Consider the following 15,317-nt stretch of genomic DNA (forward strand, 5'->3'; position numbering starts at 1 on the left):
GGGCCGGGGTCCGCCTACCGCGCGCTCAGGCGCGCTTGCGCAGGTCGACGTGGGTCGTCTCCCACGCCAGCAGCTCGGCGCGCACCACGTCGAGCTCGTGCTCCAGCTCCGCGAGACGCACGATCGCGTCCGCCGCACGCTCCTCGGCCGCGGCGAGGCGGGCGCGCAGCGCGTCCCGCTCGGCGACGGCGGCGTCGGCCCGCTTGGCCTCGGCGTCGGCGCGACGCGTGAGCTCCACGACCTTCTCCTGGGCGAGGCGCACGGCCTGCTCCAGCTCGCCGATCGCCTTCGAGCGCTCGGCCAGGGCGTCGTCGCGCTGGGCGAGGCGGTCGCTCATCGAGCTGACGAACTCGGCGTTCTCCTCGGTACGGCGCGCGGCGAGCGCGGCGTACTCCTTCGCCTGGGTGGCCCGGTCGCCCGCGGCGTCGCGGCGCGAGGTCATGAGCTCGGTGTGCGCGATGCGCAGCGCGGCCGCGCCGAGGGCGACCGCCACGGCGCCGGCGACGGCGACCGCGGGGAAGGAGCCGGTGGGAACGGTGGCCGCGACCAGCAGCCCGGCGACGACGATGAGCGCGACGGCCACTGCGAGGCGCGTGCTGCGCTGGCGTCGGCGGGCGGTGGGGGAAGCCATGCGCGCCACCCTAGGCGGCGTCGGGGTCCGATCGGACGCGACACGCGCGCTCGAGCAGCAGGGCTGCGACCAGCACGGATGCACCGGCGAGGGCCGCCAGGACCGCGCGGGCCATCCGCTCCTCCGCGACGTACGACGGGGAGCCCACCCAGCTCAGCGCGTGGCCGGCGTACCCGCCGAGGAGCAGGGCGCCCACCAGCGCGCACGCCCGGGCGAGCACCAGGCGGTTGACGGCACGGTGCGGCAGGAGGTCCGGACGGGCCGTGGTGACCTCGCGCCGGGTGATGACGGCGGTGACGCCGAGGATCGCGGCGACCAGGGCGAGGAGCAGCACCTGGGTCCACGAGACCTCCGGCACGCTCGTGCCCGCCGCCCGCGCCACGCGGCGCAGGAGCCAGCCGACCACGAGGCCGGCGACGACCCAGCCGGTCAGCACCCCCGGCGCGACGGGCTGGAGGCGGCGACGACCGTCACCGCCACGCGTCCCGTCACCGTCGGGGTCCCCGGGACCCGCAGGGCCCCCGGGGCCGTCAGGAGGGGGTGGAGAGGACGAGGTCGTCACGACGGCGGACGCCCTCCGACCCGACCTTCGTGAGCAGGTCGGCGACGCGACCGTGGTCGGGGATCTCGGCGTCGGGCTCGAGGTCGTACCAGGGCTGGAGCACGAAGGCGCGCTCGGCGGCCCGCGGGTGCGGGAGCTTGAGCCACTCCTCGTTGCTGCGGCGGTCGCCCACGACGATCAGGTCGACGTCCAGGGTGCGCGGGGTGTTCGGCACCGCGGTGCGCTCACGGCCGAACGCGTCCTCGATGGCGTGGGCCCGGTCCACGAGCCGCGCCGCGGAGAGCGTGGTGTCGAAGAGGACGACCGCGTTGAGGAAGTTCTCGGAGCCCTCCGGCGCGCCGACCGGGTCCGTCTCGTAGACCGCCGAGATGCCGGTGATCCACACGTCGGGGGTGTCGGCGAGCGCGTCGACCGCGCCCTGGAGGTTGGCGAAGCGGTCGCCGAGGTTGGACCCCAACGAGATCACGGTGCGTCGGATCGGGCGCATCTCGCCCGTCAGGGTGTCCGCGTCGATGATGTGGGGGTTCGGCGTCTCGGTCACGCGTTGCCTCGTTTCCGCTCGATCGTCAGCGCGACGTCGGAGAACGTCGCGGTGATGGGTGCGTCCGGCTTGTGCAGGGTCACCCTGGTCCATTCAACACGTTCGTCCGACAGGCAGGTGTCGGCGATCCGCTGGGCCACCCGCTCGACGAGGTCGACCGGGTCGGACTCCACGGCGGCCTTCACCGCCATGGTGAGACTTCCGTAGTCGACCGTGTCGTGCAAGTCGTCGGAGGCCGCCGCGGCCCGGGTGTCCACGCCGAGCACGAGGTCGACGACGAAGCGCTGCCCGTCGCGGCGCTCGTCGGGGAAGACCCCGTGGTGGGCGAAGCACTCGATGCCGAGGACGGCGAGCTCGTCGGTCATGTCACTCCCGTCTGGCCGGCGTCGCCGGCCGTCGGTGGGGTGCCGGACCCGGCCGAGTGCCAGGCCTCCCGCACCGCGAGCGCGTCGCGGCTCGCCCGCACGTCGTGGACCCGCACGCACCACGCCCCGGCGTCCGCGAGCAGCAGCGTGAGCGCCGTGGTGGCGGCCTCCCGCTCGTCCACGGGCCGCGGCGCGTCGCCGTCGGCGAGCAGCCGGCCGAGGAACGTCTTGCGGCTGCCGCCCACGAGGAGCCGGTGGCCCAGCGCGGCGATCCGGTCGAGGCCGGCCAGCAGCTCCCAGTTGTGCTCGGCGCGCTTCGCGAAGCCCAGTCCCGGGTCGAGGACGAGCCGCTCGGGGGCCACGCCCGCGGCGAGCGCCGCGTCCCGCCGTACCGCGAGCTCGTCGGCGACCTCGGCGACCACCCCCGTCGGGTACGACGCGAAGTCGGCCATCCGGTCGCTGTGGGCGCGCCAGTGCATGGCGACGTACGTCGCGCCCGCCGCCGCGGCCACCTCGAGGATGCGGGGGTCGGCGAGCCCGCCGGAGACGTCGTTGACCACGCTCGCGCCGGCCTCCAGCGCGGCCTGCGCCACCTCCGCGCGCATCGTGTCCACCGAGACGGGGACGCCGGTGGCCGCGAGCTCGCGGATGACGGGGACGACGCGGCCGAGCTCCTCGGCCAGCAGCGGACGGGTCGCGCCCGGACGGGTCGACTCGCCGCCGATGTCGAGGAGGTCGGCGCCCTGCGCGACGAGCTCGAGGCCGTGCGCGACCGCGTGGTCGGCGTCGGCCCAGCGGCCGCCGTCGGAGAACGAGTCGGGCGTGACGTTGACGACGCCCATGAGGAGCGGTCGGGGGGCGCTCACGAGCGGCCTCAGCGACGCGGGCTGTGGATGAGCGCCATGGCCTCGGCGCGGGTCGCGGGGTTGTGCATGATCCCGCGCACGGCCGAGGTCAGGGTGCGGGCGCCGGCCTTGCGCACGCCGCGCATGGTCATGCACAGGTGCTCGGCCTCGACCACGACGATGCAGCCGCGCGGCTCGAGGATGCGCATCAGCGCGTCCGCCACCTGCGTCGTGAGCCGCTCCTGCACCTGGGGGCGCTTGGCGTAGACGTCGACGAGGCGCGCCAGCTTCGACAGCCCGGTGATCTTCCCGTCGGCCGACGGGATGTAGCCGACGTGCGCGACGCCCGTGAACGGCACGAGGTGGTGCTCGCACATGCTCCACAGCTCGATGTCGCGCACGAGGACCATCTCGTCGTGGCCGATGTCGAAGGTCGTGGTGAGGACCTCCTCGGGCTGCTGGCGCAGGCCCGCGGTGACCTCGGCGTACGCCCGGGCCACGCGGGCCGGCGTGTCCCGCAGGCCCTCGCGCTCGGGGTCCTCGCCGATGGCCGCGAGCAGCTCGCGCACGGCGGCCTCGGCCCGCTCGTGGTCGTACGGCGGGACCTCGCGGGGCTCGCTCACCGAGATGCGGTCCGTCACGGGGTCCCCGGACCGGGCGTGCCGCCGTGGATGTCACCGCCGGGGCCGGGAGGCGTGATGACCGTGCCGCCCTGCTCGCCCTTGGCCAGCTCGACCGTGCCGGCGCGGGCGCGCTCGCGCACCGCCTCGGGGATCTCGACCGGCGGGATGGCCGACGGGTTGCGGGTCGGCGACCCGGTCCACGCCGGGCGGACCGGACGACGCCGCAGCGCCTCGAAGATCGCGGCGATCTCCGCCTTGTCGAGCGTCTCCTTGTCGAGGAGGGCGAGCACCAGCGCGTCGAGGACGTCGCGGTTCTCCTCGAGGATGTCGAACGCCTCCTGGTGGGCGGTCGCCAGCAGCTTCTTGGTCTCGTCGTCGACCATCGCCGCGACGTCCTCCGAGTAGTTGCGCTGGTGGCCCATGTCGCGGCCCAGGAACGGCTCGCCGCCCGAGTCGCCGAGCTTGATCGCGCCCAGGCGCTCGGTCATGCCGTACTGCGTCACCATCGCGCGGGCCAGGCTCGTGGCCTTCTCGATGTCGTTGCCGGCACCCGTGGTCGGGTCGTGGAAGATCATCTCCTCCGCGGCGCGGCCGCCCAGCATGTAGGCGAGCTTGTCGAGCATCTCGCTGCGGGTCTGGGAGTACTTGTCCTCGTCGGGCAGCACCATCGTGTAGCCCAGCGCCCGCCCGCGCGGCAGGATCGTCACCTTGTGCACGGGGTCGGTGCCCGGCAGCGCCGCGGCGACCAGGGCGTGGCCGCCCTCGTGGTAGGCGGTGATGAGCTTCTCGTGCTCGTTCATCAGGCGGGTGCGGCGCTGCGGACCCGCGATGACGCGGTCGATCGCCTCGTCGAGCGCGGCCGGGGTGATGAGCAGCTCGTTCGACCGCGCGGTCAGCAGCGCGGCCTCGTTGAGCACGTTCGCCAGGTCGGCGCCCGTGAAGCCGGGGGTACGACGCGCGATCTGCAGCAGGTCGATGCCCTCGGCCATCGGCTTGCCGCGGGAGTGCACCTTGAGGATCTGGTGGCGGCCCGACAGGTCGGGGGCGTCGACCTGGATCTGGCGGTCGAAGCGGCCGGGACGCAGCAGGGCCGGGTCGAGCACGTCGGGACGGTTCGTCGCGGCGATGAGGATGACCCCGCCGCGGACGTCGAAGCCGTCCATCTCCACGAGCAGCTGGTTGAGGGTCTGCTCGCGCTCGTCGTGCCCGCCGCCCATGCCGGCGCCGCGGTGGCGACCGACGGCGTCGATCTCGTCGATGAAGACGATGGCCGGGGCGTTCTCCTTGGCCTGCTCGAACAGGTCGCGGACGCGGCTCGCGCCGACGCCGACGAACATCTCGACGAAGTCGGAGCCCGAGATCGAGTAGAACGGCACGCCCGCCTCGCCGGCGACGGCGCGCGCGAGCAGCGTCTTGCCCGTTCCGGGCGGGCCGTAGAGCAGCACGCCCTTGGGGATCTTGGCGCCCACGGCCTGGAACTTCGCGGGCTCGGAGAGGAACTCCTTGATCTCGCCGAGCTCCTCGATCGCCTCCTCGCAGCCGGCGACGTCGGCGAACGTCGTCTTCGGCATGTCCTTGGTGATGAGCTTCGCCTTGGACTTCGCGAACTGCATGACGCCGCGACCGCCGCCGCCCTGCACCTGGTTCATCAGGAAGATGAACAGCGCCAGGATGATGACGAAGGGCAGCAGGCTCACGAGCAGCGAGCCGAGCAGGCTGGGCTGCGGGTTCTCGGAGTTCGACTCCTCGATCGTGCCCTCGTCGACCTGCTCGCCGACGGCCTCGATGATGCCGTCCTGCTGGCCCTGCACGTAGTAGGCGACGACCTCGCGGCCGCCCTCCCGGTCCACGTCGTCGTCGAGGACGGCCTCGATCCGCTGCTCACCGTCGACGAAGTTGATCTCGGAGACCTCGCCGTCCGCGATGTACTTCTCCATCCGCGACGTGCTGATCTCGTCCGAGCCGTCGCCGGGGGCGAGGAACTGCAGCGCGAGCAGGACGGCCACGACGGCCAGGACGATCCAGAGCCACGGCCCCTTGAACAAACGCTTCACAGGCTTCTTCCACGTACGACGGTGGACACCGGGCACAGCCGCGGCATCGAGGACTCAGGGAGCGACGCTACAGGCCCGGGCGCGTGGCGGAGCCCCTGCTCGGGCAATTCTGGCAGCACCGACCAACCACCTCGCGGGGCGGCGTACCCACGGGCGTCAGGAGTAGACGTGCGGCGCCAGGGTGCCGATGCAACGCAGGTTGCGGTAGCGCTCCTGGTAGTCGAGGCCGTAGCCGACGACGAACTCGTTGGGGATGTCCCACCCGACGTACTTCGGGGTCACCGGCATGGCCAGCGCCTCGGGCTTGCGCAGGAGGGTGGCGATCTCGACGCTGGCGGGCCCGCGGCTCGACAGGTTGGAGATCAGCCAACTCAGTGTGAGGCCGGTGTCGATGATCTCGTCCACGACCAGCACGTGCTTGCCGGAGATGTCGGTGTCGAGGTCCTTGAGGATCCGCACGACGCCGCTCGACTTGGTGCCCGAGCCGTACGACGACACGGCCATCCAGTCGGTCTCGACGTGGCGGTCCAGCGCCCGGGACAGGTCGGCCATCACCATGATCGCGCCGCGCAGGACGCCGACGACCAGCAGCTCCTTGCCCGCGTAGTCCGCCTCGATCCGGCGGGCCATCTCGTCGAGCTTCTCGAGGATCTGCTCCTCGGTGAAGAGGATGTTGACCAGGTCGTCTTCGACGGAGGAGGCGTCCACGAGGAGTCAGCCTGCCACAGCCGCCGCGGCTGCGGCCACGGGCGGTCGGGCGGTCGGGCGGCGGCGCGGTCAGGCGTCGGCGGGCGGGGTGGGGCGGAAGCGCAGCAGGGCGCCGTCGCGGTACGCCGTCACGTGGCCCGGCAGCGGCGTGGAGGCCCCCCGCGGGCCGGACGCGAGCCGGTCGAGGGCGTCCACGTGCACCGCGAACAGCTCGGCGTCCAGCGCCCCGGCGGCGAGCGCCGCGCGGCGCAGCACCCGCGTGACGAGCGCGCGCGGCACGCCCGCGAACGCCGCGGTGTCCACCTGGGTGGCCAGCCCCGTGCCCCGGACCGCCTGGCGGTGCAACCCCGCCGCCAGCTCGTCGAGGGCGGCGAGGTCGTCCTGCAGCAGGTCCGCCGTACGGGCGAGGTTGTGGCGCACCCGCGGGTTCAGCTCGGCCGCGAGCACCGGCAGCACGGAGTGGCGCACCCGGGAGCGCAGGAACCGGGGGTCGTCGTTGTGGGGGTCGCTCCACCACTCGATGCCCTCGGCGCGGCAGGCCTCCTCCGTCTCCGCGCGGGTGACGTCGAGCAGCGGCCGGGCGAAGGAGTCGAAGCGGCGCCGCATCCCGGCGATCGAGCGGCCGCCCGAGCCGCGGGCCAGGCCCAGCAGCACGGTCTCGGCCTGGTCGTCGAGGGTGTGGCCCAGCAGCACCAGGGGTGCACCGACCCGCTGGGCGACCTCGGCGAGCACCGCGTAGCGGGCCTCCCGGGCCGCGGCCTCCACCCCGAGGCCGCCCGCGGCGACCTGCACACGGGCCGAGTAGGTCTCGTCGGCGCCCAGCGCGGCCATCTGCTCGACCACGCGCGCCGTGTGCTCGGCCGAGCCCTCCTGCAGCCCGTGGTCGACCACCGTGCCGACCACCCGCGTGCCGAGGGCGTCACGCGCCCGCGAGCAGGTGAAGACCGTCGCGGCCAGGAGCGCGAGCGAGTCCGCTCCCCCGCTGCACGCCACGACGACGACGGGCGGGACGGCGGCGGACGGGGACGGGGCGAGCTCCCGGCGTACGGCGCCGCGCACCGCGGCGAGGCTGGGGGGAAGCGTCACGACCCGCGGCTCAGGACAGGACGCGGGCGACCCAGGCGTCCGGGTCGGCGATCTCGGCACGGGACGGCAGCGCCTCGGGCGCCGACCAGACGGCGTTGAAGTCGTCCATGCCCACCCGGTCGACGACCGAGCGGACGAAGACGGCCCCGTCGCGGTACTGCGCCATCTTGGCGTCGAGGCCCAGCAGGCGGCGCAGGAGGCGGTCGAGGTGGCCCACCCCGTCGCGGCGCTGCTCGAACGCGCGGCGGATGCGCTTGACCGTGGGGATCACGCCGGGGCCGACGCCGTCCATGACGACGTCCGCGTGGCCCTCGAGCAGCGACATCACGCCCGTGACCCGGTCGATGATCTCCTTCTGGTCGGGCGTGCTCAGCATGTCGACGATGCTGCCGCCCCCGCCGCCGCGCACGGCCTCGACGACGCGGGACAGGCCGTCGCCGAGCACCGCCGACGGGTCGAGCGTGCCCGCGAGGCCCTCGACCTGGGCGCGCAGGTGGTCGCGCAGCCACGGCACGGCCGTGAACTGCACGCGGTGGGTCTCCTCGTGCAGGCAGACCCACAGGCGGAAGTCGCGGTGGCGGGCGCCGATCTCCTCCGCGACCTGCCAGACGTTCGGGGCGACGAGGAGCAGCCGGCCGTCGGGGGCGACGTCGGCCGGGGCGAAGGGGTCGAACTGCCCCAGCACCTTGCCCGACAGCAGCCCGAGCAGGGCGCCGAGCTCGGCGCCGGTCACCCGGGAGCCGACGGCGGCCCCGGCGCGCCGCAGCACCTCCGGCGCCTGCGGGCCGTCCGAGCGGCGCTGCGCCAGCTGGTCGACGAACGGCTGCATCATCACGCCGAAGCTCTGGGTGTTGGCCTCGATCCAGCGGCGGCGGTCGACGACCAGCACGGGGGCGCTGTGCTCGACGGCGTGCAGGCCGGTGAACTCGCGGACCAGCCCCGAGGAGCGCTCGGCGTCGGCCCGCAGCGCCTCCACCGTCTCGGCGACGGACTCCGCGGGGATGGCCGGCTCCGGGGGCGCCAGGCGCGCGCCGATGCGGGCCGCGAGCGCCCAGTCGATGGCCGGCGCGCCGGCCGCGGACGGGTCCGGCGGGCCGGACGACGGGTGGGAGCTCATGCCCGCGACCCTACGCGCGGGCCGAAGACCGGGCGGCGGCCCCGACGTGCCTCCGCCCCGGTCGCTCAGCCGGTCGGGCCGCCGGTCGGGCCGCCGGTCGGGGTGGCCGTCGCGGAGCCGGCCGGGGAACCGGCCGCCGGGGTCGAGCACGTGCAGGCGGCGAGGGCCGCGGCCGCGCGGTCGAGGGCCTGGCGGGCGTCGAGGGTGGCGGGGAGGTCGACGCGGTCGGCGACGACGACGAACCGCAGCGGGGTGCCCGTGGCGTCCTCGACCACGCCCGCGAGGCCCTGCACGCCGGTGAGCGTGCCCGTCTTGGCCCGCACGGTGCCGAGCCCGGCGGGGTCGGCGTCGTCGAAGCGGTTCGACAGGGAGCCGCTGAACCCGGCGACGGGCAGGCCGGTGACGGCGGCGCGCAGCTCGGGGTGCTCCGAGGAGACGGCGACCTCGAGCACGCCGAGGAGCGTCGTGGCGCTCAGCTGGTTCTCCCGCGACAGGCCGCTGCCGTCGCGGAGCACGTCGGCGCCCAGGTCGACGCCGAGGTCGGCGAGCACGCGCCGTACCCCGGCGGCGCCGCCCTCGAAGGTGCCGCTGCCCTCGACGGCGAGCCCGACGTGGTGGGCCAGCACCTCGGTCGTCTCGTTGTCGCTGACGGCCAGCAGGTGCTCGACGAGGTTCGTCACCGGCGCGCTGTCCACCTCGGCGAGCGCGGTGCCGTTGCCGCCGAGCCCGGGGGTCGGCGGGGCGACGACCTGCACGCCGGCCTCGGTCAGGGCCCGGGCGAACCACGCCGCCGCGTCCGCGGCCGGGTCGGCGACCACCTCGTCCTCGAGGTACCCGCGGTCGGCCCACAGGGCGGTGATCGGCGGCACCACCCCGTCGGGCACGTAGGAGGCCGGCCACGCCGGGTTGATCGCGGGCCCGGTGAAGAGGGAGGCGTCGTAGGCGAGCTGGACGCTCGTCACGCCGTCCGCGACGAGCGCCGCCGCCGTGCGGTCGGCGAGGTCGCGCAGCGAGGCCCGCACCGGGTAGCTCGACGCCGCCTCCTCCGGGCCGACCGGTTCCCGGGCCAGCAGCGGGTCGCCGCCGCCGACCAGCACCACGCGGCGTACCCCCGGGGCACCCTCGGCCTCGCCCCCGTCCACCGCGCGGGTGGTGAAGACGTGGTCGCCGCCGAGGGCCTCGAGGGCGGCGACGGCGGTGAGCAGCTTGGTGGTCGAGGCGGGCACGACCCGCTCGGCGCCCGCCAGGTACGGCGTGCCCTCCCCCAGCGGCGCGACCCCGACCATGACCTGGGGCCCCAGGCCCGCCTCGGCGAGGTACGGCGCCATCGCCGCCGCGACCGCCTGCGGGTCGACCGCGCCCGCGGTCGCCGCCACGGGGGTCAGCAGGGGGTCCGGATCGGCCAGCGGCGGGAGGTCGAGACCCTCCGGCGGGGCGACCGCCGCGGGACCCCCGGGACCGTCGTCGCCGAGCACGCCGTCGAGCAGGTCGAGGCGCCACGCGGCAGCGCCCACGACGGCCACGAGGACGACGACGAGCGCGAGCACCAGCGGCAGCCTGCGGCCCCGCTCGCGGCGCGGCCCTCGGTCCGGCCCGCGGCCCCGCCTGCGACCCTGTCCCTCGGCCACCTAGGATCACCTCAGCTCGATCGGTCCGCGCCATTGTGCGCGAACCGGCCGACGCCGACGAACCCGGCCTCCGGGCCGGCGCCGGGCGCAGCTGCAGCCCCACCCCTACAGTTCCGTGCAGACCCTGCGACCCCGCGGGTACCGCACACTATGCAGATCGAGACCGACAAGATCGGCCGCGCCGGCGCGGCCGCGACGTGGAAGGCAACAGCGTGCTCGAGTTCGACGTACTGGTGGAGATCCCCAAGGGCGAGCGCAACAAGTACGAGGTCGACCACCACAGTGGTCGCCTGCGCCTGGACCGGACCCTCTTCACCTCGACGCAGTACCCGGCCGACTACGGCTACATCGAGGACACGCTCGGCCAGGACGGCGACCCGCTCGACGCGATGGTCATCCTCCCCGTGCCCACCTTCCCCGGCTGCCTCATCAAGTCCCGCGCGATCGGCATGTTCCGCATGACCGACGAGGCCGGCGGCGACGACAAGGTGCTGTGCGTGCCCGCCGGCGACCCCCGCGTCGACCACATCAAGGACCTCGACGACGTCTCGAAGTTCGACCTGCTCGAGATCCGCCACTTCTTCGAGGTCTACAAGGCCCTCGAGCCCGGCAAGTCCGTCGAGGGCGCCGAGTGGGTGGGCGCCGAGGAGGCGCAGAAGGAGATCGAGGCGTCGTACCAGCGCTTCACCGACAACGGCGGCAAGTACTGACCTGCTGCTCGTCAGCTGATCCGCGGGGGTGGCGGGTTCCCCGGTGCACCGGGGAACCCGCCACTTCCGGTGCGAAACTTCCCACCGGAAGTGGCGGGTTTCCTCTTCAACCGTCGGTGGCAAGGTGCGCGGCGTGAGCTTCCAGGTCGACACCGCCGCGTTGGGTGACGCCGCGACGCAGATCGGCACGCTCGCCGACGCGATCCCGTCCGCGCTCTCCTACGCCGAGCAGCACGTGACGGCGCCCGGCGGCGGCCAGGTCATCGACTCGATCATCACCGAGATCGAGCGCGCCCGCGGCGACCTGCAGGCCGTGTACGCGCCCGGCGGGCCGTTCCAGTCCTACCTCCGCGGGGCCTCCGACGCCCTCGCCGCCAACGCGACCGACTACGCCGCCACCGACGCGGCGAGCCGGGCCGGGTTCGACGCCCTGCTCCCCGGGGCCGGCGCCCCCGCCGAGCCCGGCTGGGGCCTGGACGCCGACGGCGAGACCGCCGGGGTCGCGGTCACCGACCTCACCGCCACCCTCGTGCCGCCCAGCGGCTTCTTCGAGGGCCTCGACACGTGGCGGGCGATCCTCGACAACGTCAGCTACGCCTGCAGCTTCCTGTGGGTCTTCGACGCGCTGACGCAGATGCCGTTCTTCTACGAGCTGCCCAAGCCGACGCAGGACCTGCGCGACACGTTCGACGGCGACTGGGAGGCCGTCGGCAACGTGTCGCTCGCGCTCGACGCGCTCGAGGACTTCCACGGCCGCCTCGCCGCCGAGCTCGCGGCCACCGGGCTGGCGCTGCAGTCCACGTGGGACGGCAACGCTGCCGACGCGGCGTACTCCTCCTTCGCCGCCTTCACCGCGGTCGTCGACGAGCACTGCGGCAACCTCTCCTCGACCTCGCAGGGCCTGCACGGCTTCGCGGTCGGCATGCGGTTCCTCACCGACGCGCTCTGCGGCGCCCTCGACACCCTCGTCGGGCTGGTGCTCGAGCTGCTGAAGTTCGACCCCTGGGACCTCATCGACTGGTTCGCCCGCGGCGGCAGCCAGGCGCTGCGGTGGATCACGGTCATCTCGAAGGCGATCGACCTCATCATCTTGTGCATCGACCTCGTGTTCGCGCTCGTCGCCGTCTTCCCGCTGACGCTCGGCCAGATCAACCGCTACCCCGGCCTGGCCGTGCCCCACGGCGACGCGACCACCTTCACGCCCTCCGACGTGGACGGCCCGTGACCGGCCCGCACCCGACCGGCCCGCACGGGCCCGACCAACCGCGCCTGCCCCGCCCGCCGGGCCTGCGCCCGCTGCCGCCGCCCCCGCGCACCGGGGTCGAGGCGATGAACGCCTACCTCGCCGAGCACCTCCCGACCCTGCAGGGCGAGGTGCGTGCGGAGGCGCGCCGCCTCCCCCGCCCGGAGCTGCCCGACCGCGGCGAGCTGCGCCGTACCCGCGACCCCCTCGACGAGGCCCTCGCCCGCAGCGAGGACCCGTCGTTCCACGCCCTCGCGACCGCGGTACGACGCGGGCTCGCCGACGAGCGCGACCTGCGCCGCCACCCCGAGTTCGGCCGGCTCATGGCCGAGATCGCCGCCGAGCGGGCCCAGGCCGCCCGCGACGCGCTGGAGCGTCGCCGGCGCTAGTGCCGCTGGGCCCGGGTGCCCCGGAAGTACGCGAGCGCACCGCTGGTGCGCAGCTCGAGGTCGGGTACGCCGTGCTCCGTCGCCCACCGCCGGACGTCCTCGCTCGTGCACATCGGCCCCAGCAGCCCGGCGAGCCGGCCGATCCGGCGCACCGGCTCGTGGCGTCGGCCGGTGTCGGTGAGCAGCGCGCTGCCGAACAGCACGCCGCCGGGGCGCAGCACGCGCGCCATCTCGGCGAACGCGGCCGCCGGGTCGGGGAAGCAGTGCAGGCCGGTCAGGCTGAGCACGCGGTCGAACGACCCGTCGGCGAAGGGCAGCGCCGCGACGTCCGCCTCCGTGCACGTCACCTGGTCGGCGACGCCGAGGCGGGCGGCGGTGCGCCGGGTGCGCCCGAGCATGGCCGGGGCGATGTCGGCGGCGACGTACTCCAGCCCCTGCCCCGGGCGCAGGCCGCGCAGCGCCACCCCGGAGCCGCACGGCACGTCGAGGACCCGCGAGCCGGGCGGCAGCGCGCCCGTCTCGTCGGCGGCGTCGAGCAGCAGCCGGAGGTCGGAGCCGACGGCCGCCCGCCAGCCCACCGCACCGGGGCCGGGGTGGTCGACCGACCACGCGTAGACGTGGGCCCACGCGGGGTCGCCCTCCCAGCCGTCGACGAGCCCGCGGACCCGCCGCAGGCCGCCGGCGACGGCGCGCACCGCCGTACCGACGGGGTCGAGCGGCGGCCTCACGCCTGGTCCGCGACCTGCTCCGCGGTCTCGCCGAGCGTGTGGTGCGCGGCGTCGTCGCCGTCGCCCTGCTCGGCCGCCACGACGACGGGGCCGAGGAGGTCGGGGGCCCGCAGGACTTCCTCGGGCACCGCGAACGCGTCGACGAGCACCCGGGCCAGCGGACGGACCTTGCGGCACAGGTCGTCGACCTCGCGCGTGATCGCCTTGGCGCGGGTCGAGGTCATCCGGCCGTGCTCGAGGAACCAGGCGCGGTCCTCCTCGATGACCGACAGCGCGTGCAGGTCGGCGAGCAGGCCGAGCGCCCGCTTCTCCTCGCCGTCGGGCAGGCCGTCGAGCTTGCCGAGGAACGCCTCGAGCACCACGCGCTCCTGGTGGGCCTTCGCCGCCGCGATGACGTGCGGCTGCACCCGCGAGAACACCGCGCCGGGGTTGAGCCCGCCGTCGACGCCCGACTTCAGGCGCCGCGCGGCCGAGGAGATGATCTGCTCCTCGCGGTAGCGCAGCATCGCGAGCTGGTACGCCGGGTCGCGCAGGCCGGCCTCGGAGTCCCACTCGTCCCCGCCGGGCAGCAGGTCCCGCACGCGCTCGAAGAGCTGGTGGGCGCGGGTGCGCTTGACGACCTCGTCGAGCGCGAGGCCCGCCACGAGCCGCACCATCTCGAACTGGTCGGCGTCCTGGAAGTCGCCCGCGTAGTCGGTCAGCAGGCCCTTCGCCACGAGCTGCAGCAGCACGTGGTTGTCGCCCTCGAACGTGGTGAACACGTCGGTGTCGGCCTTGAGGGCGGCGAAGCGGCTGGCCGAGAGGTAGCCCGCGCCGCCGCACGCCTCGCGGCACTCCTGGATGGTGCGGGTCGCGTGCCACGTGCCGAACGCCTTCATGCCGGCGGCCTCGGACTCCAGCGCCCGGCGCGAGCGCTCGCTGTCCTCCTCGCCGGAGAAGACGGAGTGCAGCCGGCCCGCGACCTCCTCCTGCGCGAAGTGCAGCGCGTAGGTGCGCGCGAGCAGCGGCAGCAGGCGCCGCTGGTGCATGCCGTAGTCGAGCAGCAGCTCCTCGGCGTCGCCGGTGGCCTCGAACTGGCGGCGCCGCTCGGCGTAGCGCACGGCCAGCACCAGCGCGACCTTCGCCGCGTTGATCGCCGCGCCGCCCACGCTGACGCGGCCCTGCACGAGGGTGCCGATCGTGGTGAAGAAGCGCCGCCCGGGGCTCTCGATCGCCGAGCTGTAGACGCCGGCCTCGTTGACGTCGGCGAACCGGTCGAGCAGGTTCTCCCGCGGGATCCGCACGCCCGAGAACCACAGGCGGCCGTTGTCGACACCCTCCAGGCCCATCTTCGGGCCGCAGTCCTCGATCCGCACGCCGGGGGCCGGCACCAGGTTCCCGTCCTCGTCACGCACCCGGATCGGCACGACGAACGCGTGCACGCCCTGGCTCTCGCCGCCGATGTGCAGCTGCGCGAAGACGACCGCGAGCTCCGCGTGCCGCGCCGCGTTGCCGATGTAGTCCTTGCGGGCGGCGTCGTGGGGGGTGTCGACGACGAACTCGCCGGTCGCCACGTCGTACGTCGCGGTGGTGGCGAGCGCCTGCACGTTCGACCCGTGCCCCGACTCCGTCATCGCGAAGGCGCCGAGGATCGAGCCGTCGATGGTGCCGGCGAGGTAGGCGTCGTGGTGACGCTTCGTGCCGAGCTGCAGCACGGCGCCGCCGAACAGGCCGAACTGCACGCCGACCTTCACCAGCACCGACAGGTCGCCGTAGGCGAGCGTCTCGAAGGCGGCGATGGAGGCGCCGATGTCGCCGCCCCCGCCGTACTCGGTGGGGAACCCGAAGCCGGTCTGACCGGTGCGGGCGATGTCGAGCACGACCTCGAGCACGCGGTCGCGGAACGCGTCGCGGTCCAGGCTCTCGGCCTCCTCGAGGAGGCCGGCGTAGTCGACGAGGTTGCGGCGCACGAGGTCGCGGACCTCGGCGTAGCGACCGTCGAGCACGCGCTGGAGGGCGGCGGTGTCGGGCGCGGGCTGGACGTACCCGCCGGCGGACGGCTCGCGGGCGGACTCGGGCTGCGGGGAGACGACGGCGTCGGTGGCCAT

At 74.6% G+C, this 15,317-nt stretch carries 16 protein-coding genes; 3 read left to right on the forward strand and 13 right to left on the reverse strand.

What is annotated here, in order from left to right:
* Positions 1-25: 25 nt before the first annotated feature.
* From ACOACO_RS00710 to dacB, 11 genes are all read right to left on the reverse strand, one after another.
* Positions 26-631 carry a hypothetical protein gene (locus ACOACO_RS00710; protein ID WP_420294343.1) on the reverse strand — a complete coding sequence of 202 codons (606 nt, stop codon included), beginning with the start codon at positions 629-631 and terminating at the stop codon, positions 26-28.
* Positions 632-641: 10 nt separating this feature from the next.
* Positions 642-1,067, reverse strand: coding sequence for a DUF3180 domain-containing protein (locus tag ACOACO_RS00715; protein ID WP_420294344.1), 426 nt, complete (start codon positions 1,065-1,067; stop codon positions 642-644).
* Positions 1,068-1,161: 94 nt separating this feature from the next.
* Positions 1,162-1,734: a 2-amino-4-hydroxy-6-hydroxymethyldihydropteridine diphosphokinase gene (gene folK / locus ACOACO_RS00720; RefSeq protein WP_420294345.1), complete on the reverse strand. Its 573-nt coding sequence runs from the start codon at positions 1,732-1,734 to the stop codon at positions 1,162-1,164.
* Positions 1,731-2,099, reverse strand: a complete 369-nt coding sequence (folB, locus tag ACOACO_RS00725; protein ID WP_277499546.1) for a dihydroneopterin aldolase — start codon at positions 2,097-2,099, stop codon at positions 1,731-1,733. The genes folK and folB overlap by 4 nt, the downstream gene beginning before the upstream one ends.
* Positions 2,096-2,941, reverse strand: a complete 846-nt coding sequence (folP, locus tag ACOACO_RS00730; protein ID WP_420296275.1) for a dihydropteroate synthase — start codon at positions 2,939-2,941, stop codon at positions 2,096-2,098. Before folP ends, folB begins: the two co-directional genes overlap by 4 nt.
* A 32-nt stretch (positions 2,942-2,973) precedes the next feature.
* Complete coding sequence (gene folE / locus ACOACO_RS00735) at positions 2,974-3,585, reverse strand: GTP cyclohydrolase I FolE (RefSeq protein ID WP_420294346.1); 612 nt, start codon at positions 3,583-3,585, stop codon at positions 2,974-2,976.
* Positions 3,582-5,621, reverse strand: a complete 2,040-nt coding sequence (gene ftsH, locus ACOACO_RS00740; protein WP_420294347.1) for an ATP-dependent zinc metalloprotease FtsH — start codon at positions 5,619-5,621, stop codon at positions 3,582-3,584. The genes folE and ftsH overlap by 4 nt, the downstream gene beginning before the upstream one ends.
* 156 nt (positions 5,622-5,777) lie before the next feature.
* The gene (gene hpt, locus ACOACO_RS00745; RefSeq protein WP_420294348.1) at positions 5,778-6,329 is read right to left on the reverse strand and encodes a hypoxanthine phosphoribosyltransferase; all 552 of its coding nucleotides are present in this window, start codon (positions 6,327-6,329) and stop codon (positions 5,778-5,780) included.
* 69 nt (positions 6,330-6,398) lie between these two features.
* On the reverse strand, positions 6,399-7,415 hold the full coding sequence (tilS, locus tag ACOACO_RS00750; protein ID WP_420294349.1) for a tRNA lysidine(34) synthetase TilS: 1,017 nt from the start codon (positions 7,413-7,415) through the stop codon (positions 6,399-6,401).
* Between the two features lie 10 nt (positions 7,416-7,425).
* Positions 7,426-8,532, reverse strand: coding sequence for a zinc-dependent metalloprotease (locus ACOACO_RS00755; protein ID WP_420294350.1), 1,107 nt, complete (start codon positions 8,530-8,532; stop codon positions 7,426-7,428).
* A gap of 65 nt (positions 8,533-8,597) precedes the next feature.
* Positions 8,598-10,079 carry a D-alanyl-D-alanine carboxypeptidase/D-alanyl-D-alanine endopeptidase gene (gene dacB, locus ACOACO_RS00760; RefSeq protein ID WP_420294351.1) on the reverse strand — a complete coding sequence of 494 codons (1,482 nt, stop codon included), beginning with the start codon at positions 10,077-10,079 and terminating at the stop codon, positions 8,598-8,600.
* Between the two features lie 293 nt (positions 10,080-10,372).
* Here dacB and ACOACO_RS00765 point away from each other — a divergent pair, with 293 nt between their 5' ends.
* From ACOACO_RS00765 to ACOACO_RS00775, 3 genes are all read left to right on the forward strand, one after another.
* On the forward strand, positions 10,373-10,870 hold the full coding sequence (locus ACOACO_RS00765; protein WP_420294352.1) for an inorganic diphosphatase: 498 nt from the start codon (positions 10,373-10,375) through the stop codon (positions 10,868-10,870).
* 133 nt (positions 10,871-11,003) lie between these two features.
* Complete coding sequence (locus tag ACOACO_RS00770) at positions 11,004-12,095, forward strand: WXG100 family type VII secretion target (RefSeq protein WP_420294353.1); 1,092 nt, start codon at positions 11,004-11,006, stop codon at positions 12,093-12,095.
* Complete coding sequence (locus tag ACOACO_RS00775) at positions 12,092-12,502, forward strand: hypothetical protein (protein ID WP_420294354.1); 411 nt, start codon at positions 12,092-12,094, stop codon at positions 12,500-12,502. Before ACOACO_RS00770 ends, ACOACO_RS00775 begins: the two co-directional genes overlap by 4 nt.
* Here ACOACO_RS00775 and ACOACO_RS00780 read toward each other — a convergent pair.
* Both ACOACO_RS00780 and ACOACO_RS00785 read right to left on the reverse strand, forming a co-directional pair.
* Positions 12,499-13,230 carry a class I SAM-dependent methyltransferase gene (locus ACOACO_RS00780; protein ID WP_420294355.1) on the reverse strand — a complete coding sequence of 244 codons (732 nt, stop codon included), beginning with the start codon at positions 13,228-13,230 and terminating at the stop codon, positions 12,499-12,501. The genes ACOACO_RS00775 and ACOACO_RS00780 overlap by 4 nt on opposite strands.
* Positions 13,227-15,317 (reverse strand): acyl-CoA dehydrogenase, encoded by a 2,091-nt coding sequence (locus ACOACO_RS00785; protein ID WP_420294356.1) that lies wholly within the window; start codon positions 15,315-15,317, stop codon positions 13,227-13,229. The genes ACOACO_RS00780 and ACOACO_RS00785 overlap by 4 nt, the downstream gene beginning before the upstream one ends.

This window comes from Nocardioides sp. CPCC 205120 (assembly GCF_048654585.1).
GTDB lineage: Bacteria > Actinomycetota > Actinomycetes > Propionibacteriales > Nocardioidaceae > Nocardioides.

Excerpts from the sequence above, each read along its gene's own strand:
- ACOACO_RS00755 (WP_420294350.1), bottom strand. The coding sequence starts at position 8,532 with ATGAGCTCCCACCCGTCGTCCGGCCCGCCGGACCCGTCCGCGGCCGGC.
- folB (WP_277499546.1), bottom strand. The coding sequence starts at position 2,099 with ATGACCGACGAGCTCGCCGTCCTCGGCATCGAGTGCTTCGCCCACCAC.
- folP (WP_420296275.1), bottom strand. The coding sequence starts at position 2,941 with ATGGGCGTCGTCAACGTCACGCCCGACTCGTTCTCCGACGGCGGCCGC.
- ACOACO_RS00785 (WP_420294356.1), bottom strand. The coding sequence starts at position 15,317 with ATGGCCACCGACGCCGTCGTCTCCCCGCAGCCCGAGTCCGCCCGCGAG.
- ACOACO_RS00710 (WP_420294343.1), bottom strand. The coding sequence starts at position 631 with ATGGCTTCCCCCACCGCCCGCCGACGCCAGCGCAGCACGCGCCTCGCA.